This is a genomic window from Burkholderia anthinoferrum, assembly GCF_002925705.1.
In the GTDB taxonomy this organism is placed as follows: domain Bacteria; phylum Pseudomonadota; class Gammaproteobacteria; order Burkholderiales; family Burkholderiaceae; genus Burkholderia; species Burkholderia semiarida.
The window spans coordinates 36,629-60,804 of sequence record NZ_LFZP01000008.1; the positions used below are offsets into that span (position 1 = coordinate 36,629).

General features: G+C 68.7%; 24 protein-coding genes. 16 read left to right on the forward strand and 8 right to left on the reverse strand.

Annotated elements, in window-relative coordinates; genetic code table 11:
* Together C5F75_RS03195 and C5F75_RS03200 are read left to right on the forward strand one after the other, a co-directional pair.
* Positions 1–2,010 (forward strand): sensor histidine kinase, encoded by a 2,010-nt coding sequence (locus tag C5F75_RS03195; protein ID WP_059576048.1) that lies wholly within the window; start codon positions 1–3, stop codon positions 2,008–2,010.
* A gap of 97 nt (positions 2,011–2,107) precedes the next feature.
* The gene (locus C5F75_RS03200; RefSeq protein ID WP_059576050.1) at positions 2,108–3,460 is read left to right on the forward strand and encodes a sigma-54-dependent transcriptional regulator; all 1,353 of its coding nucleotides are present in this window, start codon (positions 2,108–2,110) and stop codon (positions 3,458–3,460) included.
* An 86-nt stretch (positions 3,461–3,546) separates the two neighbouring features.
* Here C5F75_RS03200 and C5F75_RS03205 read toward each other — a convergent pair whose 3' ends face one another.
* Complete coding sequence (locus C5F75_RS03205) at positions 3,547–4,083, reverse strand: peroxiredoxin family protein (protein WP_059576053.1); 537 nt, start codon at positions 4,081–4,083, stop codon at positions 3,547–3,549.
* Positions 4,084–4,255: 172 nt separating this feature from the next.
* Between C5F75_RS03205 and C5F75_RS03210 the strand changes: the two genes are divergently transcribed.
* Positions 4,256–4,831, forward strand: coding sequence for a hypothetical protein (locus tag C5F75_RS03210; protein WP_059576056.1), 576 nt, complete (start codon positions 4,256–4,258; stop codon positions 4,829–4,831).
* 333 nt (positions 4,832–5,164) lie between these two features.
* Here the strand turns inward: C5F75_RS03210 and C5F75_RS03220 are convergent, their stop codons facing one another.
* Entirely contained in the window at positions 5,165–6,769 is a 1,605-nt protein-coding gene (locus tag C5F75_RS03220) for a YifB family Mg chelatase-like AAA ATPase (RefSeq protein WP_089465178.1), read from the reverse strand.
* Positions 6,770–7,058: 289 nt separating this feature from the next.
* A complete protein-coding gene (locus C5F75_RS03225; protein WP_006489451.1) occupies positions 7,059–7,310 on the reverse strand; it encodes an accessory factor UbiK family protein in 252 nt (83 codons plus the stop codon).
* Positions 7,311–7,666: 356 nt separating this feature from the next.
* Between C5F75_RS03225 and C5F75_RS03230 the strand changes: the two genes are divergently transcribed.
* The 7 genes from C5F75_RS03230 to ptsP all read left to right on the forward strand — a co-directional run bounded on the left by C5F75_RS03230 (position 7,667) and on the right by ptsP (position 15,100).
* Positions 7,667–8,005: a P-II family nitrogen regulator gene (locus C5F75_RS03230; RefSeq protein WP_006398175.1), complete on the forward strand. Its 339-nt coding sequence runs from the start codon at positions 7,667–7,669 to the stop codon at positions 8,003–8,005.
* Positions 8,006–8,042: 37 nt separating this feature from the next.
* Positions 8,043–9,557, forward strand: a complete 1,515-nt coding sequence (locus C5F75_RS03235; RefSeq protein WP_059576090.1) for an ammonium transporter — start codon at positions 8,043–8,045, stop codon at positions 9,555–9,557.
* Between the two features lie 244 nt (positions 9,558–9,801).
* Positions 9,802–11,091 carry a glutamate--cysteine ligase gene (gene gshA / locus C5F75_RS03240; protein ID WP_059576095.1) on the forward strand — a complete coding sequence of 430 codons (1,290 nt, stop codon included), beginning with the start codon at positions 9,802–9,804 and terminating at the stop codon, positions 11,089–11,091.
* Between the two features lie 27 nt (positions 11,092–11,118).
* Positions 11,119–12,075 carry a glutathione synthase gene (gene gshB / locus C5F75_RS03245; protein ID WP_059576097.1) on the forward strand — a complete coding sequence of 319 codons (957 nt, stop codon included), beginning with the start codon at positions 11,119–11,121 and terminating at the stop codon, positions 12,073–12,075.
* A gap of 231 nt (positions 12,076–12,306) precedes the next feature.
* The gene (locus tag C5F75_RS03250) at positions 12,307–12,783 is read left to right on the forward strand and encodes a PTS sugar transporter subunit IIA (RefSeq protein ID WP_059576100.1); all 477 of its coding nucleotides are present in this window, start codon (positions 12,307–12,309) and stop codon (positions 12,781–12,783) included.
* A 73-nt stretch (positions 12,784–12,856) separates the two neighbouring features.
* A complete protein-coding gene (locus tag C5F75_RS03255; RefSeq protein ID WP_006477716.1) occupies positions 12,857–13,126 on the forward strand; it encodes an HPr family phosphocarrier protein in 270 nt (89 codons plus the stop codon).
* A gap of 201 nt (positions 13,127–13,327) precedes the next feature.
* Positions 13,328–15,100: a phosphoenolpyruvate--protein phosphotransferase gene (gene ptsP, locus C5F75_RS03260; RefSeq protein WP_059576166.1), complete on the forward strand. Its 1,773-nt coding sequence runs from the start codon at positions 13,328–13,330 to the stop codon at positions 15,098–15,100.
* Positions 15,101–15,195: 95 nt separating this feature from the next.
* Here the strand turns inward: ptsP and C5F75_RS03265 are convergent, their stop codons facing one another.
* From C5F75_RS03265 to gpmA, 3 genes are all read right to left on the reverse strand, one after another.
* Positions 15,196–15,948, reverse strand: a complete 753-nt coding sequence (locus tag C5F75_RS03265) for a HesA/MoeB/ThiF family protein (protein WP_059576102.1) — start codon at positions 15,946–15,948, stop codon at positions 15,196–15,198.
* 104 nt (positions 15,949–16,052) lie between these two features.
* Positions 16,053–17,606, reverse strand: a complete 1,554-nt coding sequence (locus C5F75_RS03270) for a S41 family peptidase (protein ID WP_059576105.1) — start codon at positions 17,604–17,606, stop codon at positions 16,053–16,055.
* A gap of 267 nt (positions 17,607–17,873) precedes the next feature.
* Positions 17,874–18,620: a 2,3-diphosphoglycerate-dependent phosphoglycerate mutase gene (gene gpmA / locus C5F75_RS03275; protein ID WP_034208461.1), complete on the reverse strand. Its 747-nt coding sequence runs from the start codon at positions 18,618–18,620 to the stop codon at positions 17,874–17,876.
* A gap of 135 nt (positions 18,621–18,755) precedes the next feature.
* Between gpmA and C5F75_RS03280 the strand changes: the two genes are divergently transcribed.
* The 5 genes from C5F75_RS03280 (at position 18,756) to C5F75_RS03300 (ending at position 21,691) form a co-directional block, all read left to right on the forward strand.
* A complete protein-coding gene (locus C5F75_RS03280) occupies positions 18,756–19,178 on the forward strand; it encodes a rhodanese-like domain-containing protein (protein ID WP_040142128.1) in 423 nt (140 codons plus the stop codon).
* Positions 19,175–19,435 carry a glutaredoxin 3 gene (gene grxC, locus C5F75_RS03285; RefSeq protein WP_006477722.1) on the forward strand — a complete coding sequence of 87 codons (261 nt, stop codon included), beginning with the start codon at positions 19,175–19,177 and terminating at the stop codon, positions 19,433–19,435. The genes C5F75_RS03280 and grxC overlap by 4 nt, the downstream gene beginning before the upstream one ends.
* Positions 19,436–19,542: 107 nt before the next feature.
* Positions 19,543–20,034: a protein-export chaperone SecB gene (gene secB, locus C5F75_RS03290; protein ID WP_059576108.1), complete on the forward strand. Its 492-nt coding sequence runs from the start codon at positions 19,543–19,545 to the stop codon at positions 20,032–20,034.
* A 26-nt stretch (positions 20,035–20,060) separates the two neighbouring features.
* Positions 20,061–21,059 (forward strand): NAD(P)H-dependent glycerol-3-phosphate dehydrogenase, encoded by a 999-nt coding sequence (locus C5F75_RS03295; RefSeq protein ID WP_059576111.1) that lies wholly within the window; start codon positions 20,061–20,063, stop codon positions 21,057–21,059.
* Between the two features lie 107 nt (positions 21,060–21,166).
* Complete coding sequence (locus C5F75_RS03300; RefSeq protein WP_059576114.1) at positions 21,167–21,691, forward strand: O-acetyl-ADP-ribose deacetylase; 525 nt, start codon at positions 21,167–21,169, stop codon at positions 21,689–21,691.
* A 33-nt stretch (positions 21,692–21,724) separates the two neighbouring features.
* Here the strand turns inward: C5F75_RS03300 and trmL are convergent, their stop codons facing one another.
* On the reverse strand, positions 21,725–22,195 hold the full coding sequence (trmL, locus tag C5F75_RS03305; protein WP_059576117.1) for a tRNA (uridine(34)/cytosine(34)/5-carboxymethylaminomethyluridine(34)-2'-O)-methyltransferase TrmL: 471 nt from the start codon (positions 22,193–22,195) through the stop codon (positions 21,725–21,727).
* Positions 22,196–22,294: 99 nt separating this feature from the next.
* On the reverse strand, positions 22,295–23,086 hold the full coding sequence (locus C5F75_RS03310) for a ComF family protein (RefSeq protein WP_059576120.1): 792 nt from the start codon (positions 23,084–23,086) through the stop codon (positions 22,295–22,297).
* 81 nt (positions 23,087–23,167) lie between these two features.
* Here C5F75_RS03310 and C5F75_RS03315 point away from each other — a divergent pair, with 81 nt between their 5' ends.
* Entirely contained in the window at positions 23,168–24,133 is a 966-nt protein-coding gene (locus C5F75_RS03315; RefSeq protein WP_059576123.1) for a methyltransferase domain-containing protein, read from the forward strand.
* The last annotated feature ends 43 nt before the right edge of the window (positions 24,134–24,176 follow it).

Consider the following 24,176-nt stretch of genomic DNA (forward strand, 5'->3'; position numbering starts at 1 on the left):
ATGAGCGAGCAGGCGGCGGTGTCGCCCGCGGGCGGCGCGCCGCGCGGCGGCCCGGGCATCGATGCGGAGCCCTATGACACAATAGGCGATCCGCATCGTCAGGAAGCCTCGACCGTGACGCGCCGCCTGCTCATCCTCGTCGTGCTCGCCGCCGCGCTCGCCGCGGCGTGCGCGCTCACGTGGACGATCACCTGGCAGCGCGGCGTCGCCGAGCTGCAGCGCAATGCCGCGGTGCGCGTCGATCGCACCACCAACGCGCTCAAGAGCACGCTCGACCGCTACGAATCGCTGCCTTATCTGCTCGGCAGCCATCCGTACGTGCAGGATCTGCTCGCCGAGCCGAAGCGCACCGACTACACCGCGCGCGTCAACCGCTATCTCGAAGACCTCAACGAGCACGCGCACGCGACCGTCACCTACGTGATCGGCGCGGACGGCCTGTGCGTCGCCGCCAGCAACTGGCGCGCGCCCGACAGCTTCGTCGGGATCGAATACCGTTTCCGCCCGTATTTCCTCGATGCGATGAACGGCCGGGTCGGCCGCTTCTTCGGGATCGGCACGATCTCGCGCGACCCCGGCTACTACATCTCGCAGCCCGTGTGGCGCGACGGCAGGATCGCGGGCGTCGTCGTCGTGAAGCTCAATCTCGAATGGTTCCAGGGCGCCGATGCGTCGGAGCCGCTCGTCGTCGCTGACGATCACGGCGTCGTGTTCCTGTCGTCCGTGCCCGCGTGGAAGTACCACACGCTGCGCCCGCTCACGGGGCCCGTCGCCGCGTCGATCTACGAAACGCGCCAGTACGCGCAGCAACCGGTCACGCCGCTGCCGCTGCGCGTCGAGCAGACGCTCGGCGCCGATGCGGAAATCGTGCGCCTCGGCGCCGGCCGGCGCGCGCCGCGCTTTCTCGCCAGCAAGCGCCGGATCGGCGAGCCCGACTGGCTGCTCGTCACGCTCGCGCCGATCGCGCCGATCGATGCCGACGCGCGCAACGCGACGATCGTCACCGGCTTCGGCTTCGTGTCGGTCGCGCTGCTCGCGTTCTACTGGCGGATGCGCCGTGCCCGCGTGCGCGAGATGATCCGTGGCCGCGCGCTGCTGCAGCAGGCGTACGCGGAGCTGAACCGGCGCGTCGAGGAGCGTACGGCCGATTTGTCTGAGGCGAACGAGCAGTTGCAGAAGGAAGTCGGCGACCGGATCCGCGCGGAGCAGGAGCTGCGCGCCGCGCACGACGAACTGATCCAGGCGAGCAAGCTCGCCGCGCTCGGCCAGATGGCGGCCGGCATAACGCATGAACTGAACCAGCCGCTCGCGGCGCTGCGCAGCTTCTCGGACAACACGCGCGTGCTGCTCGATCGCGGCGAGCAGGCCGCCGCGCGCGAGAATCTCGAGGCGATCGCCGCGCTCACCGAGCGGATGGGCAAGATCACGAACCAGTTGAAGCTGTTCGTCGGCCGCGCGAAGCCGCGCAACGAGCAGGCGCTCGTCGTGCGTGCGCTGCGCAGCGTGCTGTCGCTGCTCGACGAGCGCCTGCGCGGCGTCGCGCTCACGCTGACGCTGCAGGATGCCACCGTGTCGCCCGCGCACGACGCGCCGCTTGATCTGGCACGCGACTATCCCGAACTCGTCGCGCGCTGCGAGGATCTGCGCCTCGAACAGGTGCTGATCAATCTGCTCGGCAACGCGCTCGACGCGGTGGCCGGCGTCGCGGCGCCGGCCATCGAGGTGACGATCGCGGTGTCGGCCGCGACGCTCGCGGTCGAGGTGCGCGACAACGGCTCCGGCATCGCGCCCGATTTGCTGCCGCGCCTGTTCGAGCCGTTCTTCACGACCAAGGAAATGGGGCGCGGGCTCGGGCTCGGCCTCGCGATCTCGTCGTCGATCGCCAGCGACGCGGGCGGTGCGCTGACCGCCCGCAACGCCCCGTCGGGCGGCGCGCTGTTCGTCTTGACGCTGCGGCGCGCCCGCACGCATCATCCGGACTCCGTGTCCGAGCCGGCGGGCTCGCATTAGCCTGGACGGTCGGCAGGATGCAGGCCCGGTCGGCGACGACCGGCATCAACGAGAGCCGCGCGGGCGCCGCGCGGCCTGTCAGGAGCGAGTGACCAAGATGGCCAACCGGCTGCAAGTGATCTATATCGAAGACGATGCGCTCGTGCGCCGGGCGAGCGTGCAGAGCCTTCAACTGGCGGGCTTCGACGTCGCCGGCTTCGAGTCGGCCGAGGCGGCCGAGAAGGCGATCGTCGCGGATACCGCCGGCGCGATCGTGAGCGACATCCGGCTGCCGGGTGCCAGCGGGCTCGACGTGCTCGCGCAGTGCCGCGAGCGCGTGCCCGACGTGCCGGTGATCCTCGTCACCGGGCACGGCGACATCTCGATGGCCGTGCAGGCGATGCGCGACGGCGCGTACGACTTCATCGAGAAGCCGTTCGCGGCCGAGCGCCTGATCGAGACGGTACGCCGCGCGCTCGAGCGCCGCGAGCTCGTGCTCGAGAACCACGCGCTGCGGCGCGAGCTGGCCGGGCAGAACGTCGTCGCGCCGCGCATCATCGGCCGCAGCCCGGCGATCGAGCAGGTGCGCAAGCTGATCGCGAACATCGCGCCGACCGACGCGTCGGTGCTGATCAACGGCGACACGGGCGCCGGCAAGGAGCTGATCGCGCGCAGCCTGCACGAGCTGTCGCCGCGCCGCGACAAGCCGTTCATCGCGGTCAATTGCGGCGCGCTGCCCGAGCCGATGTTCGAGTCGGAGATGTTCGGCTACGAGCCCGGCGCGTTCACCGGCGCCGCGAAGCGGCGCGTCGGCAAGCTCGAATACGCGTCCGGCGGCACGTTGTTCCTCGACGAAATCGAAAGCATGCCGCTCGCGCTGCAGGTGAAGCTCTTGCGCGTGCTGCAGGACGGCGTGCTGGAGCGGCTCGGCTCGAACCAGCCGATCCGCGTGAACTGCCGCGTGGTCGCGGCCGCGAAGGGCGACATGAGCGAGCTCGTCGCGGCCGGCACGTTCCGGCGCGACCTGCTGTACCGGCTCAACGTCGTGACGATCGCGCTGCCGCCGCTCGCCGAGCGCCGCGAGGACATCGTGCCGCTGTTCGAGCACTTCATGCTCGATGCGGCCGTGCGCTACGGGCGGCCCGCGCCGGTGCTGACCGACCGGCAGCGCGCGAGCCTGATGCAGCGCGACTGGCCGGGCAACGTGCGCGAGCTGCGCAACGCAGCCGACCGGTTCGTGCTCGGCGTGGCCGACATGCCGCAGGAAACGGGCGCGGGCGACGCGGCCGACAACGACCAGACGCTGAAGGAGCGCATCGAGCAGTTCGAGCGCGCGGTGATCGCCGAGGCGCTGAACCAGACGGGCGGCGCGGTCGCGGCGACGGCCGACCGGCTGCATGTCGGCAAGGCGACGCTGTACGAGAAGATGAAGCGCTACGGGCTGTCGGCGAAAGGCGAAACCGAGCGCTGAAATGCAAACGGACCGCGGTGCGGTCCGTTTTGCGGAGCAGGGCGCGGTGTGCGGCCCTGCAAGTCCTGCCGTGCGGTGTGCGGCGCTCAGGCCGCGTTGCCGTCGAGCGCCTTCTTGAGCAGCGCGTCGAGTTCCGCGAATTGCGGCGCGCCGACGTAGCGCTTCAGGATCTTGCCGTCCTTGTCGACGACGAAGGTCGTCGGCGTGAGCTGCACGTTGCCGAACTGCTTCGCGACGCTGCCGTCGTCGAGCGCGACCTTGAACGGCAACTGGCGCGTCTGCGCGTAGTTCGCGACGTACATCGGCGGATCGTAGTTCATCGCGACCGCGACGAATTCCAGCCCCTGACCCTTGAAGCGATTGTAGGTATCGACCATCTGCGGCATTTCCTGCATGCAGGTCGCGCAGCTTGTCGCCCAGAAGTTCACGAGATAGACCTTGCCCTTCAGGTCGCCGGCGGTCGAGACCTTCTGGCCCGACAGCAGCGTGAAGGTCGCGTCCGGCACGCTGGACTTGCCGTTGAACGCGAAGAAGCCGGCGACGGCGATCGCCGCGACGACGGCGGCCGCGACGAGGTAGCGCACGGGGCCGGCACTGCGGCGGGTGGAAGGCGTGGTGTTCATCTGGTGCTCTCGGAGTCGATGACGCGGATCGATGCAAACGACGTCGACGAAAAGGACGTCGAAATTCGGCGCTCATTTTAGCGCGAATGCGGCGCGCGCACCGGCGGCGGCCCCGCGTCCCGGTTTTCGGGTTCGGCGGATAATGGCCGTTTTGCCTGCCGCGATCCACGCCATGCCGAAGGAAGTCATCGATTCGTTGCGCCCCCGTTTTCGTCCACTGCGACACTTCGCCGCGCTGGCCTGCCTGAGCGCCGCCCTGGCCGCGTGCTCGCCTTCGTACGACTGGCGCACGCTGCACAACGATGCGGGCTACACGATCGACCTGCCGGCGAAGCCGACCGTCGAGGAGCAGCCGGTGGTGCTCGGCGGCACGTCGATGCCGATGCGGATGCAGGCCGCGCACGTCGACGGCGCGGTATTCGCGGTCGGCACGTTGACGCTGCCCGACGATCGCGACGACACGCGCCGCGCGGCGCTCGAATTTCTGCGCGCCGGGCTGTCGCGCAACCTCGACGGCGCGCCGCGGACGGCGGCGGTGCCGGTGCCGCTCGCGGCCGGCGGCGCGGTGAACGGGGTCGAGCTACGCATCGCCGGCGCAGCCGCCGCCGGAGGCGATCGCGCCCGCAAGACGATCGTCGCGCGGCTCGCCGCGCGCGGCCGGCACGCGTATCAGGCCGTCGTGATCGCCGACGGGCCGCTCGCGCAGGAGCAGCTCGACCAGTTTTTCGGCTCGTTCAAACTCGATTGACGACGGCCGGCGAGGGCGCTCAGACACGCTGCGACAACTGAAAGTTCATTCGCAGCTTTCGACGCTAATCGCCGGATTTTGCGAGGGTTTTTCGACTATCCACAGCGCATGTGGATAACTTTGTTGAAAAGTCGCGCGTATCTCCCGCAAAGCCGCGCCGGACGGCCTTCCGACTCGTTTGGTCGCCCGCTCGCCGTTTGAGAAAAATCAATTAAAACAACGGGATACGAATTCCCTTCGGTAAAGGCCGCGGCGAGCCGCGATCCGGGGCCGGATTCGCGAAATTGTGCATAAGTCAAGTCTTGACAGCCTGATTTTGTCCTCCTCGCGCGCTCACAGCGCCGTCAACGCGCGCCGGTAGCGGATCGCCTCGGCGATCTGCGCGGCCGTCGGCAGCGGGTCGCCGGCCAGGTCGGCGATCGTCCGCGCGACTTTCAGCACGCGGAAATACGCGCGCGCCGACCAGCCGAAGCGCTCGCCGGCCTCGCGCAGCAACCGCTCGCCTTCGTCGGTCGGCCGGCACAGGTCGTCGGTTTCGCGGCCGCTCAGCATGTGATTCGTCTTGCCCTGCCGCTCGAGCTGCAGCGCACGCGCCTGCGCGACGCGGGCGGCCACCGCCGCGCTCGGCTCGCCGGGCGCCGTCGCGCGCGTCGCGAGCTCGGCCGGCGACAGCGCGGGCAGGTCGATCTGGATGTCGATGCGATCGAGCAGCGGCCCCGACAGCTTGCGCAGATAGCGGGCGGCGACGTCCGGCGAGCAGCGGCAGCGCCCGGACGGATCGCCGTGCCAGCCGCACGGGCACGGGTTCATCGCGGCGATCAACTGGCACGCGGCGGGGAAGTCGGCCTGCTGGGCCGCGCGCGAGATCGTGATGCGGCCGGCTTCCAGCGGCTCGCGCAGCATTTCCAGCACGTGCCGGTCGAATTCCGGCAGCTCGTCGAGAAACAGCACGCCGAGGTGCGCGAGCGTGATTTCGCCCGGCTGCGGCGGATTGCGGCCGCCCACCAGCGCGGCGGCGCTCGACGAGTGGTGCGGCGCGCGGAATGGCCGGCGGCGCCACTGCGCGGGCGAGAAGCCAAGCCGGCTCGCGGACAGCAGCGCGGCCGAGGTCAGCGCCTCGTCGTCGGTGAGCGGCGGCAGCAGCCCCGCGAGGCGCGCGGCCAGCATCGACTTGCCGGCCCCGGGCGGCCCGACCATCAGCATGTGATGGCCGCCCGCGGCCGCGACTTCGAGCGCGCGCCGGGCGCCCCGCTGCCCGACGACGTCCGCGAGGTCGGGGGCGGCCGGCGCCGCGAGGCCGTCGAGGCAGGGCGCCGCGACCGGCGCGAGCCGCCCGTCCGGCGCATCGGCGAGGTGCGCGCATAGTGCGGGCAGGTCGCGTGCACCGAATACGGTCACGCCCGGCACGAGCGCGGCCTCGGCGGCGCTGTCGAGCGGCAGATACAGCTCGGGCGGCCGCGATGTTGCGGTGCAATCGCGCGGGCCGGGGAAATCGAGGCCCGGGCCGCCGGCGCTGCCAGCGCCGGATTGTGCCGCGCGCCAGTCCCGCGCGGCGCCGCAGGCCATCGCGAACGCGCCGCGCATCGGCCGCAGCGCGCCCGTCAGCGACAGCTCGCCCGCGAATTCGCGGCCGGCCAGCGCGTCGGCCGGGATCTGGCCGTTCGCGGCAAGGATGCCGAGCGCGATCGGCAGGTCGAAACGGCCCGATTCCTTCGGCAGATCGGCCGGCGCGAGATTGACGGTGATGCGGCGCACCGGGAATTCGAATCCGCAGTTCTGCAGCGCGGCGCGCACGCGCTCGCGGCTTTCGCGGACTTCGAGATCGGGCAGCCCGACGATCGAGAACGACGGCAATCCGTTGGCGAGATGGACTTCGACGGTGACGTCCGGCGCGCGGCCGGAGGCGGGCGCGCGACTGCGCACCACGGCGAGCGACATGGCGAGGCTCCTGCATGACGGGCGGACGACGGCCGTTCGGGGCCGCACGCCGCGGGAATCGGAGAAATCGGTGCGCGCTTGCCGGCGTGGCGCGGGGAAAGAACGAGGTGTTGCGAACGACGAACTGCGAAGAGCGATGGACTGCGAAGAGCGGAGGATGCTGCGAAGAACGATGAACGGCGAAGAGCGGAGGGTACGGCGAAGAACGACGGACGACGAAGCGTGGAGGAAGGTGGCGGGCGCAGGCCGCACGTGGCGGCCCGCGCCCGGCCCTCGCGGCCGGGTGGCGTCAGGCCTGCGGGGCGGCGAGCTTCTGCTCGAGTTCCGCGACGCGCTTTTCGAGTTCCTCGAGGCGCACGCGGGTGCGGGCGAGCACCTGTGCCTGGGTGTCGAATTCCTCGCGCGTGACGAGATCGAGCTTCGAGAAGCCTTGCGACAGCATGGCCTTCACGTTGCGCTCGACGTCCTTGGCCGGCGAGTTTTTCAGCAAATCGCTGACGCGCGATTGCAGGTCGTTGAAAACGTCGCTGGGTTGCTTCATGGTGATTCCCCTTCCTTGCACAAAAAATGTGCATCTTCAGTTGCGTACGTGCCCATGATGCACGCATGACCGGAAATGGTGCGCGCGGGGCGCGAATTCCGGGCATGGCGCCCGCATGGGTGAATGGCCCGGCGTTCCGGGACGTGCGTGCACTCTAGCAACGATCCTTTCGCCGCGCCAGCAAAGCGGCCCATGTTGGCCATTCGGCCGGGCTTCCGCGCCTTACACCACGCGATGTGACCCCGTTCCGAAGCCGTTCGAGACGGTGTTCGGGCCGACATGGCATGCGAGTTGCTGAGAAGAGTCCGTTACAACATTCCAACCAATTCGACGGGACAACCCAGCGAGAGGACTTCATGAAACTCATTACCGCAATCATCAAGCCGTTCAAGCTCGATGAGACGCGCGAGGCGCTGTCGGCGCTTGGCGTCTCGGGCATCACGGTGACGGAGGTGAAAGGGTTCGGGCGCCAGAAGGGGCACACCGAGCTGTACCGCGGCGCCGAATACGTGGTCGATTTCCTGCCGAAGATGAAGATCGAGGCGGCCGTCTCCGACGATCTCGTCGACCAGGCGGTGGAAGCGATCGAGCGGGCGGCGCGCACGGGCAAGATCGGCGACGGCAAGATCTTCGTCACGCCGATCGAACAGGTGATCCGGATTCGCACCGGGGAGACGGGCGCCGACGCGCTGTAACAGAACAGACAAGACAAGCGACAAGAGGAAACCCAAGATGCGCAAACTTCTGATGTCCCTGCTGATGGCAGGCTCGCTGATCGCGGCCGGCGTCGGCTCCGCGCTCGCGGACGACGCGGCGTCCGCCGCGGCTGGTTCCACCGCGGCTGCTTCCGCGCCCGCCGCCACCGCTTCCGACGCATCGGGCGCGGCCGCGCCGGCGGCTTCCGCACCGGCCGCCGACGCATCCGCCGCCGCACCGGCTTCGGGCGCGGCCGACGCATCGGCTGCCGCCGCCGCGTCCGCGCCGGCCGCCCCGGCCGCACCGACGGCCCCGTTCTCGGTCGATTCGTCGAAGATCAGCGCGGGCGACACCGCGTGGATGCTGACGTCCACCGCGCTCGTGCTGTTCATGACGATCCCCGGCCTCGCGCTGTTCTACGCGGGCATGGTCCGCAAGAAGAACGTGCTCGCGACCGTGATGCAGAGCTTCGCGATCACCGCGCTGATCACGGTGCTGTGGACGGTGGTCGGCTACAGCCTCGCGTTCACGCCGGGCAACGGCTTCATCGGCGGCCTGTCGCGCGTGTTCCTGCACGGCATGGCCTACGTGAAGGGCGACAAGGCGACGACGCTGACCGTCAGCCACCTCGCGACGACGATTCCGGAATCGGTCTACTTCGTCTACCAGATGACGTTCGCGATCATCACGCCGGCGCTGATCTGCGGCGCGTTCGCCGACCGGATGAAGTTCTCGGCGATGCTCGTGTTCATGACGCTCTGGTCGCTGATCGTCTATGTGCCGATCGCGCACATGGTGTGGGAGCCGACCGGCTGGCTGTCGTCCGACGGCGTGCTCGACTTCGCGGGCGGCACGGTGGTGCACATCAACGCCGGTATCGCGGGCCTCGTGTCGTGCCTGGTGCTCGGCAAGCGCGTCGGCTACGGTCGTGAATCGATGGCGCCGCACAACCTGGTGCTGACGATGATCGGCGGCTCGATGCTGTGGGTCGGCTGGTTCGGTTTCAACGCGGGTTCGGCGGTCGCGGCCGACGGCCGTGCCGGCTTCGCGATGCTGACGACGCAAGTCGCGACCGCCTGCGCGGCGCTCGGCTGGATGTTCGCCGAGTGGATCGCGAAGGGCAAGCCGTCGGTGCTCGGCATCGTGTCGGGCGCGGTCGCGGGTCTCGTGGCGATCACGCCGGCAGCCGGCTTCGTCGGCGTGGCGGGCGCGCTCGTGATCGGCATCGCGGCGGGCGTGATCTGCTTCTGGTCGGCCACCTGGCTCAAGTCGAAGCTCGGCTACGACGATTCGCTCGACGCGTTCGGCGTGCACGGCATCGGCGGGATTCTCGGCGCGCTGCTGACCGGGGTATTCGCGGTCAAGGACATCGGCGGTTTCGACGGCAGCCTGCTGCTGCAGGCGAAGGGCGTGCTGATCACGCTGGTCTACAGCGGCGTGCTGAGCTTCGTGCTGCTGAAGCTGATCGACCTGACCATCGGCCTGCGCGTGACCGAAGAGGAAGAGCGCGAAGGTCTCGACGTGATCCTGCACGGCGAGCACGTGGAATAAGTCACACGAATCAACGGCGGGCCGCCGCGACGACGGCGCCCGCTCCGAATGAGCGCAGCGACTTCGGCCCGCCTCACCGGCGGGCTTTTTTTCTCCTGTCACGGGCTGCCGTAGCGGATAACCCTTCACTCTATCGGGTCAATAGCCGAAAACTGCCTCCATAATCCTTGTGAAGCCGGGAACAATCCCCAAATGGGCAAGGCAATTGCTCTACAATCTTCATTCTCCCGCTCGCGAGTGATTCATGGTTCCCCACCTCGTTACCGCGTTGAACGGTCCGCTGCTCGAACTCGAGCAGAAGATCCTCGACGCGACGCCTGCGATCGAACGCTGGTTCAGGCTCGAATGGCAGGAACACACCCCGCCGTTCTATTGTTCGGTGGACCTGCGCAATGCCGGCTTCAAGCTGGCGCCCGTCGATGCGAACCTGTTTCCCGGCGCATTCAACAATCTGCCGTCCGAAGTGCTGCCGCTCGCCGTGCAGGCCGCGATGGCCGCGATCGAGAAGATCTGCCCGGACGCGAAGAATCTGCTCGTGATTCCCGAGTTGCCGACCCGCAACGCGTTCTATCTGGAAAACGTCGCGCGTCTCGCGACGATCATGCGCCAGGCCGGCCTGAACGTGCGCTTCGGCTCGCTCGACCCCGGCATCACCGACATGACGCCGATCACGCTGGCCGACGGCCAGAAGATCGTGCTCGAACCGCTCGAGCGTTCGCAGCGCCGCCTCGGCCTGAAGAATTTCGATCCGTGCTCGATCCTGCTGAACAACGACCTGTCGGCCGGCATCCCGGCCGTGCTGGAAAACCTGCACGAGCAATACCTGCTGCCGCCGCTGCACGCGGGCTGGGCCGTGCGCCGCAAGTCGACGCACTTCGCGTGCTACGACGACGTCGCGAAGAAGTTCGCGAAGATGGTCGGCGTCGATCCGTGGATGGTGAATCCGTATTTCGCGCACGTGGAAGGCGTCGACTGGCAGGCGCATGAAGGCGAGCAGGCGCTCGCCGACGCGATCGACGGCGTGCTGAAGAAGATCGCGCGCAAGTATCGCGAATACGGGATCAGCGAGAAGCCGTACGTCGTCGTGAAGGCCGACGCGGGCACCGCGGGCCGTGGCGTGATGACCGTGCACGACGCGGCCGAGATCGGCCGCATGACGAAGGCCGAGCGCGCGCAGATGGCCGAATCGAAGGCCGGCCTCGCGGTGCGCGACGTGATCGTGCAGGAAGGCGTCTACACGTTCGAGCGCGTCGGCGACGAAGTGGCCGAGCCGGTCGTGTACATGATCGACCGCTACGTGGTCGGCGGCTTCTACCGCACGCACGGCGGCCGCGAGCGCGACCAGAACCTGAACGCGCCCGGCATGCACTACGTGCCGCTCGGCTTCGAGCACACCGCGCTGCCGGATGCAGGCGCCAAGCCGGGCGCCGCGCCGCCGAACCGTTTCTACATGTACGGCGTCGTCGCGCGGCTGTCGCTGATCGCGTCGTCGATCGAACTGGAAAAGACCGACCCCGAAGCCATCCAGGTGTAACGGACCTTCGCTACGTACAGGACCCGCATGGACATTCTTTTTATCGCCGACCCGCTCGAGCATTTCAAGATCTACAAGGATTCGACCTACGCGATGATGGCGGAGGCCGCCCGGCGCGGGCATGCGGTGTACGCGTGCGAGCCGCGCCACCTCGCGTGGACGGGCTCGGCGGTCGAGGCCGACGTGCGGCGCATCGCGTTCGTCGGCGAACTGGACGACCTGCATCGCGACACCTGGTTCGACGCGGGCCCGGTCGACGCGCGCCGTCTCGAATCGTTCGGCGCGGTGCTGATGCGCAAGGATCCGCCGTTCGACATGGAATACGTGACGTCGACGTGGCTGCTCGAGCTGGCCGAGCGCGCGGGGGCACGCGTGTTCAACAAGGCGCAGTCGATCCGCGATCACTCGGAGAAGCTCGCGATCGGCGAGTTTGCGCAGTTCGTCGCGCCGACGCTCGTCACGCGCGACGCGAAACGGCTGCGCGCGTTCCACGCCGAGCACGGCGACGTGATCCTGAAGCCGCTCGACGGGATGGGCGGGATGGGCGTGTTCCGCGTGAAGCCGGACGGCATGAACCTCGGCTCGATCGTCGAGATGCTGAGCCACGACGGCACGCGCTCGGTGATGGCGCAGAAGTTCATTCCCGAGATCAAGGCCGGCGACAAGCGCATCCTGCTGATCGGCGGCGAGCCCGTGCCGTATTCGCTCGCGCGGATTCCGCAGGGCAGCGAGGTGCGCGGCAATCTCGCCGCGGGCGGCCTCGGCGTCGCGCAGCCGCTGACGGAGCGCGACCGCGAGATCGCCGCGACGCTCGGGCCCGTGCTCGCGTCGCGCGGGCTGCTGCTGGTCGGCCTCGACGCGATCGGCGACTGGCTGACCGAGGTGAACGTCACGAGCCCGACGTGCTTCCGCGAGATCATGGAGCAGACGGGCTTCGACGTCGCCGCGATGTTCATCGACGCGCTGGAGCGTGCGGCCGCGTAGGCCGCCGCCCGTGCAACCCCGGCGGCGGCCGCGCAGGTCCCCCGTCGCCGGAGCCGCTTGACCGGCCTGCTACAATGCCCGCTTGCCCGGTGCCGTGATCGGCGCACCGAAGGCCCGGCGGTCGGGCCGACACTGTTGCAAGGCTGAACATGAAACGTTCCCCACACTCGCTACGCTCATTGCCCCGCCGCGGGGTATCGGCCCGCCAGGGGCGGCCGGGAGCGATCTGACATGGCCGGGATCCTGATCATCGCGCACGCCCCGCTCGCCACCGCGCTGCGCGACTGCATCGCGCACATCTACGGCGGCGTGCCCGCCCGCATCGGCTGCATCGACGTGATGGCCGACAGCGATCCGGCCCAGGTGATGGCGTTTGCGCACGCGGAACTCGCGCGGCTGCGCGAAGACAACGGCGTCGTGGTGCTGACCGACATGTACGGCGCGACGCCCGCGAACATCGCGGGCCAGCTCGCGAAGCTCGACAACGTGCGCGTGCTGGCCGGCGTGAACCTGCCGATGCTCGTGCGGGCCGTCTGCTATCGCACCGTGCCGCTCGACAAGCTGGTCGACAAGGCGCTGTCCGGCGGCGCGAAGGGCGTGCACGAGGTGTCGTCCGGCACGCCGCCGCCGCCGACGGAAACCGGCTGCGGCCAGTGCGCGCCGATTCCGCCCGAACCGCAGCCGCGTACCCCGAGCGAATCGCACTGAGCATCCGTTTTCCGTTTTAGACCGACCCGCCGGCGCGCGCCGCCGGCGGTCCCGACCGACCCGACCGAGAATCATGCTTCAACAAGAAACCACCATCGTCAATAAATTGGGGCTCCATGCGCGCGCATCGGCCAAGCTCACGCAACTGGCCGGCAACTTCCAGTCGGAAGTCTGGATGACACGCAACGGGCGCAAGATCAACGCGAAGAGCATCATGGGCGTGATGATGCTGGCGGCCGGTATCGGCAGCACCGTGACGATCGAGACCGAAGGGCCCGACGAGCGGGAAGCGATGGACGCGCTGCTGAAGCTGATCGCCGACAAGTTCGGCGAAGGTCAGTGATCGCCGCGCGCGATCGTTGCCGTTTCGACTGAGAATGCCGCGGGTTTCGCGGCATTTTTTTCGTCGGAAGCATTGATGCGAAATGCGCAATGCTGCGGTGCATGCAGTCAGCAGGGAGTCGCGGAATTTATAATCGCTAACCGGGGTCATAAGCGCATCGCAGCAGTGTGCCGCGGCTTTACTTGTACAGAGGAGGTGCGCGTGTCCTTCACGCTGCATGGCATTCCCGTCTCACGAGGTATCGCGATCGGGCGAGCGTATCTGATCGCGCCTGCGGCGCTCGACGTCGCCCATTACCTGATCGAGGCCAACCAGATCGACGCCGAAGTCGAGCGATTCCGCACGGCGCTCGACGTCGTGCGTCGCGAGCTCGGAGCGCTGCGCGCCGACCTGACCGACGACACCCCGAGCGAAGTCGGCGCTTTCATCGACGTTCACACGATGATCCTGAGCGACGAGATGCTCGTGCAGGAAACCATCGACTTGATCCGCACGCGCCGCTACAACGTCGAATGGGCGCTGACCGAGCAGCTCGAGCTGCTCACGCGCCATTTCGACGACATCGAGGACGAATACCTGCGAGAGCGCAAGGCCGACATCGAGCAGGTGGTCGAGCGCGTGCTGAAGGCGCTCGCCGGTGCGCCGTCGGCGTCACAGGCGCTCGACGGCGCGGCCAGGAATGGCACGAACGAGATGATCGTGGTCGCGCACGACATCGCGCCGGCCGACATGATGCAGTTCAAGACGCAGTCGTTCCAGGCGTTCGTCACCGATCTCGGCGGGCGCACGTCGCACACCGCGATCGTCGCGCGCAGCCTCGGCATTCCGGCCGCGGTCGGCGTCCAGCATGCGAGTGCGCTGATCCGCCAGGACGACCTGATCATCGTCGACGGCGACGCGGGCATCGTGATCGTCGATCCGGCGCCGATCGTCCTCGAGGAATATTCGTACCGCCAGTCCGAGAAGCTGCTGGAGCAACGCAAGCTGCAGCGCCTGAAGTTCTCGCCGACGCAAACGTTGTGCGGCACGAAGATCGACCTGTACGCGAACATCGAGCTGCCCGACGACGCGAAGGCGGCCGTCGAGGCCGGCGCGGTCGGCGTCGGCCTGTTCCGCTCCGAGTTCCTGTTCATGCATCAGAAGGAGATGCCGGAAGAGGAGGAGCAGTTCGCCGCGTACAAGCGGGCCGTCGAGTGGATGAAGGGCATGCCGGTGACGATCCGCACGATCGACGTCGGCGCCGATAAACCGCTCGAGGCGCTCGACGAAGGCTACGAAACGGCGCCGAACCCGGCGCTCGGGCTGCGCGCGATCCGCTGGAGCCTGTCCGAGCCGCAGATGTTCCTCACGCAGTTGCGCGCGATCCTGCGCGCGTCCGCGTTCGGCCAGGTGAAGATCCTGATCCCGATGCTCGCGCACGCGCAGGAAATCGACCAGACGCTCGACCTGATCCGCGAGGCGAAGCGCCAGCTCGACGACGCGGGGCTCGCGTACGATCCGAACGTGCGCATCGGCGCGATGATCGAGATCCCGGCCGCGGCGATCGCGCTGCCGCTGTTCCTGAAGCGCTTCGATTTCCTGTCGATCGGCACGAACGACCTGATCCAGTACACGCTCGCGATCGATCGCGCCGACAACGCGGTCGCGCATCTGTACGATCCGCTGCATCCGGCGGTGCTGCATCTGATCGCGTACACGTTGCGCGAGGCGAAGCGCGCGGGCGTGTCGGTGTCGGTGTGCGGGGAGATGGCGGGCGATCCGGCGCTCACGCGCCTGTTGCTCGGGATGGGGCTCACCGAGTTCTCGATGCATCCGAGCCAGTTGCTCGTCGTGAAGCAGGAGATCCTGCGCGCGCACCTGAAGGCGCTCGAAAAGCCGACGGCCGACGTGCTGGCCGCGTTCGAGCCGGAAGAAGTGCAGGCGGCGCTGCAGCGGCTGTCGGTCGCCGAGCCGCGCGCGGACGCGGCCGCCTAGGCAAGCCTGGGCGCGCTTGGGCGTTCAGCCGCCGCTGGCCGCGAATTGTAGCGAAGTGTCACGCAAGCGCGTCCGGCGCGTGCGTGATGCGCGCGTCAGTGCCGCCCGCCGCACACGGGGCAATCGGCCTGGCGCGCGATTTTCATCGTCGTCCATTCCATCCGCAGCGAATCGAGCATCATCAGCCGCCCGTTGAGCGTCTTGCCGATGCCGCCGATCACGCGCAGCGCCTCGGCCGCCTGCATCGCGCCGATGATCCCGACGGTCGGTGCGAACACGCCCATCGTCGCGCACGCGACTTCCTCGAACGGCTGGTCTTCCGGGAACACGCACGCATAGCAGGGCGCGGTCGCGTCGCGGAAGTCGAACGTGCTGATCTGGCCGTCGAAGCGCAGCGCGGCGCCCGACACGAGCGGCACGCCGTGCGCGACGCACGCACGGTTGATCGCGTGCCGCGTCGCGAAGTTGTCGGTGCAGTCCAGCACGACGCTCGCGTGCGGCACGTGCGCGTCGAGCCATGCATCGTCGACGCGCGCCGCGACCGCGTTCACCTTCACCTCGGGATTCAGTTGCGCCAGCGCGTCGCGCCCCGACTCGACCTTGCTGCGCCCGACCGATGCCGTCACGTGCAGGATCTGCCGCTGCAGGTTCGTGAGGTCGACCGTGTCGGCGTCGACGAGTGTGAGCGTGCCGACCCCCGACGCCGCGAGGTACATCGCGGCGGGCGAGCCGAGGCCGCCCGCGCCGACGACGATCGCATGCGCGTCGAGAAAGCGCTGCTGCGCCTCGATGCCGATTTCGTCGACGAGGATGTGGCGGGAGTAGCGAAGGAGTTGATCGTCGTTCATGGGCAGTCGTGGGCGAGGCGGGCGGACGTTCGTTATTTTAGGCGCGCATGAAAAACGGGCCATCGCGGTCTTCCCGCGATGGCCCGTCGGATGCCGGCCGGCGCTTACTTCGGCGCGGAGGCGGGCTTCGGTGCGGAAGCCGGCTTCGCGGCGCTCGCGCCCGATGCCTTCGCGCTCACGGCTGCCTTCGCGGCCGGGCTCTTCGTCGTGCTTTCGGCGAGCAGCGACTTCGATTCCTGGACCGGCTTGCCTTCGAGCTTGTTGAGCGCCTGCTGCATCATGAAGTCGTCGGCGCTGCCGAACTCGATCGGCTTGCGATCGCGATCCTTCTGGCGCTGCTCCGGCGTCTTCTTGTCGTTCTGCTCTTCGAGCACGCGCAACTGATCCATCCGGCGCTGCTCGCGCTCTTCCTGTTCCTTCTTCTCGTTCGGATCCTGCGTGTTCGCGAGGTGGTTCGTGTAGTCGACCTCGCGCGTCACGAGCACGTCGTCCGGATCGCCGTCCGCGTACTGATCGACCGGCACGTCCGGCGTGATGCCCTTGTTCTGGATCGAACGGCCGCTCGGCGTGTAGTAGTACGCGGTGGTCAGGCGCAGCGCGGTGTCGGCCGTCATCGGGCGCACCGTCTGCACCGAACCCTTGCCGAACGTCGTCTTGCCCATGATCTGCGCGCGCTTCGAATCCTGCAGCGCGCCGGCGACGATTTCCGACGCGGACGCCGAATACGCGTTCGTCAGCACGATCATCGGCACGGTCTTGAAGACGGGCGGCAGGTTCTTCAGCGGATCACCGTCGAAGGACGGCAGGCGATAGTTGTCGTACGTATCGCGGTAGACCTGCTTCGAATCGGGGATCTGGCCGTTGGTCGACACGACGACCGAGTCGGGCGGCAGGAACGCGCCGGCCACGCCGACCGCGCTCTGCAGCAGGCCGCCGCCGTTGTTGCGCAGGTCGAGGATCAGGCCCTTCAGGTTCGGCTGCTGGCGCGCGATGTCCTGCAGCTTCTGCGCGAGATCGGGCGTCGTGCGCTCCTGGAAGCTCGTGATGCGGACATACGCGTAGCCCGGATCGAGCATCTTCATCTTCACGCTCTGGACCTTGATGATCGCGCGCGTGACCGTGACCGGGAACGTGCGGTCGTCGCTCTTGCGGAAGATCGTCAGCGTGACCTTGGTGCCCGGCTCGCCGCGCATCTGCTTGACGGCCTTGTCGAGCGTCATGCCGCGCACCGGCTTGTCGTTGATGCGCGTGATCAGGTCGCCCGGACGGATGCCGGCGCGGAACGCGGGGGTGTCCTCGATCGGCGAGATCACCTTGACGAGGCCGTCTTCCTGCGAGATCTCGATGCCGAGACCCGCGAAGCGGCCCTTCGTCTGCTCCTGCAGCTCGTCATAGTCGGTCTTGTCGAGGAACGACGAGTGCGGATCGAGGCTCGACACCATGCCCTTGATCGCGGCCGTCAGCAGCTTCTTGTCGTCGACCGGCTCGACGTACTCGCGCTTGATCTGCCCGAATACTTCCGCGAACAGGCGGAGCTGGTCGAGGGGAAGCGGCGCCGTGGCGGTCTGCTCGGCCGAAGCGGAAACCTGCAGCGTGGCGAATACGCCCGTGGCGAGGCCCGCGGCAATCAGGCCGATGTTCTTCAAATTCATTCGCATAGAGAGTCGGGTGCGGTCGGGAAGCGCGTGGCGGTAGCGGGGATGTAGCGGACAAGTATAACTGTTCGTCCGATAACTCAGTGGAACGGCGCGAAAAGCGCCGCAACGGCCGCTGAGGGCCCGGCAGGGCGCCGCCGGGCGCGCAGCGGAGTTCGAAAGCGGATTCGACCGCGGCAGGGCCGCGAAGGTTCGCGCGGCGTGCGGGCCGCGGCCCGAAGCGCGGACGGACGGCCGCGCCGGGACGCGGGCCGCCCGCCGCGACGGGCGTCAGCCCGCCTTGCCCTGCTTCGCGACGGCGGCCTGCGCCTGCGCGATCGCTTCCTGGTCGCCGAGGTAATAGTGCTTGATCGGCTTCAGGTTCTCGTCGAGTTCATACACGAGCGGCACGCCGTTCGGGATGTTCAGGCCGACGATGTCGCTGTCCGAGATGCCGTCGAGGTACTTGATCAGCGCGCGCAGCGAGTTGCCGTGCGCGGCGATCAGCACCTGCTTGCCGGCGCGCACCGCGGGCGCGATCGACTCGTTCCACAGCGGCAGCACGCGCGCGACCGTGTCCTTCAGGCATTCGGTGAGCGGCAGCTGCTCGCGCGGCACCTTCGCGTAGCGCGGGTCGCCGAACGGCGCGCGTTCGTCGGTCGGCTCGAGCGCGGGCGGCGGCGTGTCGTAGCTGCGGCGCCACACGAGCACCTGCTCGTCGCCGAACTTCGCGGCCGTTTCCGCCTTGTTCAGGCCCGACAGCGCGCCGTAGTGGCGCTCGTTCAGGCGCCACGAGTGGACGACCGGCAGGTACATCAGGTCCATCTTGTCCTGCACGTGCCACAGCGTGCGGATCGCGCGCTTGAGCACCGACGTGTACGCGATGTCGAACGTGTAGCCGGCCTCCTTGAGCAATTCGCCGGCCTGGTAGGCTTCATTGCGACCCTGTTCGGTCAGGTCGACGTCGACCCAGCCGGTGAAGCGGTTTTCCTTGTTCCACGTCGATTCGCCGTGGCGGATGAGAACGAGTTTGTACATGGATCTTGCGGTCGGTAGTGAGAGGGAAGCGGGGCGCGTCGCGCGGCGCCCGGTTCGGGCCCGCCATCGCGCAAGACGGTTATTTTATAATGGCGGGATTGTCCTCATCCGATTTCTCTTTTCCGGCGACATTCCGTGACGTTCTTTACCAATTACACGAACCTGGCCCTTATCGCGATCCTGCTGGTTTCCGGCGGCCTGCTTGCATGGCCGGCGCTGCGCCGCGGCCGCGGCGGCTTGTCGGCCGCGGAGGCGACGCAGCTCATCAATCGTCGCAACGCGGTCGTGATCGACCTGCGCGCCCCGTCCGATTTCGCGGCCGGCCATCTGCCGTCGGCGCGTCAGGTCGCCGCGGGCGAGATCGGCGCGAAAATTGCGCAGGTCGCGAAGAACAAGAGCACCCCGGTGCTGCTCGTCTGCCAGAACGGCCAGCAGTCGCAGAAGGCGGCGCGCGAGGTCGAGGCGGCGGGCTACGCCGAGGTGCACGTGCTCGAAGGCGGCGTGGCCGCCTGGCAGCAGGCCGGGATGCCGGTCGTCAAACAAGGAGTGGCGAAGTGAACAAGGTTTTGATGTACAGCACGCAGGTGTGTCCGTATTGCATGCAGGCCGAGCGCCTGCTGAAGCTGCGCGGCGTCGAGCAGATCGAAAAGGTGCTGATCGATCGCGATCCGGCCCGCCGCGAGGAAATGATGACGCGCACGGGGCGCCGCACGGTCCCGCAGATCTATATCGGCGACACGCACGTCGGCGGTTACGACGATCTGTCGAAGCTCGACCGCGAAGGCGGCCTCGTGCCGCTTCTGCAAGCGGCCTGATTAGGGCAGAATGGCCGCCGGCCGCGCCGCGGCTTGGGCGCGCACGATACATCCGTGGCGGCCGGCGAACAGCCGGGCCGCCCCGTCACCACTTTTAGGGAAACACCATGTCCGACGTCGAAAACCAACCGTTCTTCAACATCCAGCGCGTCTACCTGAAGGATATGTCGCTCGAGCAGCCGAATTCGCCGGCGATCTTCCTCGAGCAGGACATGCCGTCGGTTGAAGTCGAAGTCGACGTCAAGGCCGACCGCCTCGCGGAAAGCGTGTTCGAAGTCATCGTGTCGGGTACCGTCACCGCGAAGGTGAAGGACAAGGTCGCATTCCTGATCGAAGCGAAGCAGGCCGGCATTTTCGACATCCGCAACATTCCGGACGAACAGCTCGACCCGCTCGTCGGCATCGCGTGCCCGACGATCCTGTTCCCGTACCTGCGCTCGAACATCGCCGACGCGATCACGCGTGCCGGCTTCCCGCCGATCCACCTGGCCGAAATCAACTTCCAGGCGCTGTACGAGCAGCGTCTCGCGCAGCTTCAGCAGCAGGCCGGCGCCGCGGCAGGCGCGAACGGTGCGCCGAACGGCACGACGCTGAACTGACGTTTCACTCCGGACCGGTGCTGGGTATGAAAGTAGCCGTTCTCGGCGCCGGTGCCTGGGGCACCGCGCTCGCGGGCCATCTGGCCGCGCGGCACGATACGCTTCTGTGGGCGCGCGACGCCGCGCTCATCGCCGGGCTGCAGGCCCGGCACGAAAATTCCCGCTATCTGGACGGCATCGCGCTGCCTGATGCGCTGCGCTACGACGCCGATCTCGGCGCCGCGCTCGCGCATGGCGCTGCTCACGACGCGCTGTGCGTGATCGCCGCGCCGGTGGCCGGGCTGCGCACGCTGTGTCGCGCGATGCGCGATGCAGGCTGCGTGCCCGCGCACATCGTCTGGGTCTGCAAGGGCTTCGAGGCCGACACGCATCTGCTGCCGCATCAGGTGATCGCGGCCGAGTTGCCCGAACAGCGGAGCAACGGCGTGCTGTCGGGCCCGAGTTTCGCGCGCGAGGTCGGCCAGTCGCTGCCCGTCGCATTGACGGTCGCGAGCGCGTCGGCCGAATGCCGCGAGCGCACGCTCGCCGCGTTCCATCACGGCGCGATGCGGATCTACACGGGCGACGACGTGGTCGGCGTCGAGGTCGGCGGCGCGGTGAAGAACGTGCTGGCGATCGCGACCGGCATTTCCGACGGCCTCGGCCTCGGGCTGAACGCACGCGCCGCGCTGATCACGCGCGGCCTCGCTGAAATGTCGCGGCTCGGCGTGGCGCTCGGCGGCCGCGCGGAAACCTTCACAGGGCTCACGGGCCTCGGCGACCTGATCCTGACCGCGACGGGCGACCTGTCGCGCAACCGCACCGTCGGCCTGCAACTGGCGGCCGGCCGCACGCTGAACGACATCCTCGGCGCGCTCGGCCACGTGGCCGAAGGCGTGCGCTGCGCGCAGGCCGTGCTGGCGCTCGCGCGCGCGCAGTCGATCGAAATGCCGATCACGGAAGCCGTATGCGGCGTGCTGTTCGACGGCATCGCGCCGCGCGACGCCGTGAGCGGCCTGCTGCGCCGCGACGCGCGCGCCGAATAGGCGCGGTCCGCGTCGCGCGCGACCGGATCGCCCGGCACGGTTGCGCCGGGCGCGCGGCGCCAAAGCGGACTACGCTTGAACGGTCTCCCGCGTTCCGCGAGGTTGTCATGCTGCAGATCCATTCCACCACGCTCGATGCACAGCGCGTCGACATCACGACGCTCGACGTCGATGCGATCGTCAACGCCGCGAACGGCTCGCTGCTCGGCGGGGGCGGCGTCGACGGCGCGATCCACCGCGCGGCCGGCCCCGGCCTGCTCGCCGAGTGCCGCGCGCTCGGCGGCTGCGACACCGGCGACGCGAAGCTCACGCGCGGCCACGGGTTGCCGGCGCGCTATGTGATCCACGCGGTCGGGCCGGTCTGGTACGGCGGCGCGCGCGGCGAGGCCGAGCTGCTCGCGTCGTGCTACCGGCGCGCGATCGAGCTGGCCGAAGAAGTGGCCGCGACGTCGATCGCGTTTCCCGCGATCAGTTGCGGCGTCTACCGCTATCCGGCCGAAGCCGCCGTCGACATCGCGGTCGGCACCGTCGCCGAGATGCTCGCGCAGGCGCCGAATCTCGCCCGCGTGGTGTTCGCGTGCTTTTCCCCCGACATCTACGACCTGTACCGCGCACGGCTCGCGCGAACCTGACGGGCTCCGCGCCGCGGATTGCGCCAGCGAGCGTTACGCGCCGCCTTCGAAGCCGGCCTGGCGCCACGCCTCGAACACGACCACCGCGACCGTGTTCGACAGGTTCAGGCTGCGGTTGTCCGGCCGCATTGGCAGGCGCACGCGCTGTTCGTTCGGGAAGCGGTCGAGCAGCTCGGCGGGCAGGCCGCGCGTTTCCGAGCCGAACACGAACCAGTCGCCGGGCAGGAACGCATGATCGTGGAAGCGGCCCGAGCCGCGCGTCGTGAACGCGAACATCCGCGCGGGATCGGGCGCTTCGGCGGCGACGAACGCGTCCCAGTCGCGGTGCACGCGCATTTGCGCATACTCGTGATAGTCGAGGCCGGCGCGGCGCATCCGCGCGTCGTCGAGCGGGAAGCCGAGCGGCTCGATCAGGTGCAGGTGCGCGCCGGTGTTCGCGCACAGGCGGATCACGTTGCCGGTGTTCGGCGGAATTTCGGGGGCGACGAGGACGACGTTGAACATGTTTCGGTTTGGCTGGGGCGGCCGGAGCGGCGCAACGCGCGTGCATCCGGCCGGCCGGTTCGTGACGGCCGCGCGCGGGCGGCCGGCCTTTCCATCTAATTAATCCTTGGCGGTGCGCAGCGCAACCAGATTCGTCACGCGCACGGCGCCCGCCGCCTTCAGCGCCTGCGCGGCCGCCGCGAGCGTCGCGCCGGACGTCATCACGTCGTCGACGAGCGCGACGTGGCGGCCGGCGACGCTGCCTGCCACCGCGAACGCCGCCATCACGTTGTCGTGCCGTGCGCGCCGATCGAGCCGCGACTGCGGCGCGGTGTCGGCGACGCGCGCGAGCAGGGCCGCGTCCGCTGGCACGCCGAGCCGGCGCGCGAGCGGACGCGCGATCGCCCACGCCTGGTTGTAGCCGCGCGCGACGAGCCGCCGGTGCGACAGCGGCACCGGCGCGACGAGGTCGAAGCCGCTCGCGCCGCGCGTATCGTCGACCAGCCGTGCGAGGCGGGCCGCGAATTCGCCGCCGAGCGCGAGCCGCGCGTGAAACTTCAGGCCGCGCGCGAGCCCGTCGAGCGGCGCGCGGTAATCGGCGAGGGCGAGCGTCGCGTCGAACGGCGGCGGCGCGGTGCGGCACGCTTCGCACCGGTACGCGGCCGCGCGGCCGGTGCGTCCGCCAGCGGGCGATCGTGCCTGCCCGACGCCGAGCGGCAGCGCGCACACGTCGCAGCGCAGCCGCGCTTCATTCCAGTACGCGGCATCGCAGGCGCCGCAAATCACGGTGTGTGACAAATTGCCGCACAACGCGCAGCGATTCGGCAACGTGACCGCGGCAACGCGCACGACCAGCGTTCGAACCTGCGACAAAACGACGCGCATCGTGCGCCCGGCGGAACCGCGGACCATCGCAACACTCCTGGCATGCCGCCTCAATGAAGCTTGCGAGGCGAGCGAGTATACTTCGGGCTCTTCGCCAGTGTGCCCGACATGTCCCCAGCTTCGACTTCAACCGGCCGTCCGGCCAATGACGCCAGGCGCCTGCGGCGGATCTTCGACCGCCGTGCCGCCACGTTCGATGCGGTTGCGTTCCTGCCGCGCGAGATCGCGCAGCGGATGAACGAGCGCCTCGAATACATCAAGGTGAGCCCCGCGGCCGTGCTCGATGCGGGCTGCGGCCCGGGCGACGACCTGCCGGCGCTGCGCGCGCGCTTTCCGGAGGCGCCGGTGTTCGGCGTGGACCTGTCCGGCGCGATGCTCGCGCGGGCTGGTCAGCGCGAGGTCGAGCAGACCACCTGGCGCCGCTGGCTGCCGGCCTCGCTCGGCCGGGCGCTGGGCCAGCGCGGCCCGCGCGTCGCGCAGGCCGATTTCGCGGCGCTGCCGTTTCCCGGCGGCGCGTTCGACCTGATCTGGTCGAATCTCGCGCTCCACTGGCATTCGCGTCCCGATACCGTCTTCCCCGAATGGCAGCGCGTGCTGCGCGTGAACGGGCTGCTGATGTTCAGCACGCTCGGCCCGGACACGCTGCGCGAGCTGCGCGCGGCCTGCGCGGACGCCGAAGCCGCGCTCGGCATCGCGCCGCCCGCCGCGCGCGTGATCGATTTCGTCGACATGCACGACCTCGGCGACATGCTCGTCGAAAGCGGCTTCGAGATTCCCGTGATGGACCAGGAAGTGCTGACCGTCACGTACAAATCCGCCGATTCCCTGCTGGCCGACGTGCGCCGCTGGGGCGCCTATCCGTTCGCGCGCACGGCGCCGCCGCACGCGGCGCGGCGCTTTCGCGCGGCGCTCGGCGACGCGCTGGACGCGCGCCGGCGCGAGGACGGCACGATCCCGCTGACGTTCGAGGTGATCTACGGCCACGCGTGGAAGGCCGTGCCGCGCACGACCGCCGAAGGGCACGGGATCGTGCGCATCGAGGACATCGGCAAGGGGCGCCCGAAGAATCGATAAAGCGGTAAAGAGGGGTTTTGTTATGTCCGAAATTAGCGGTGCA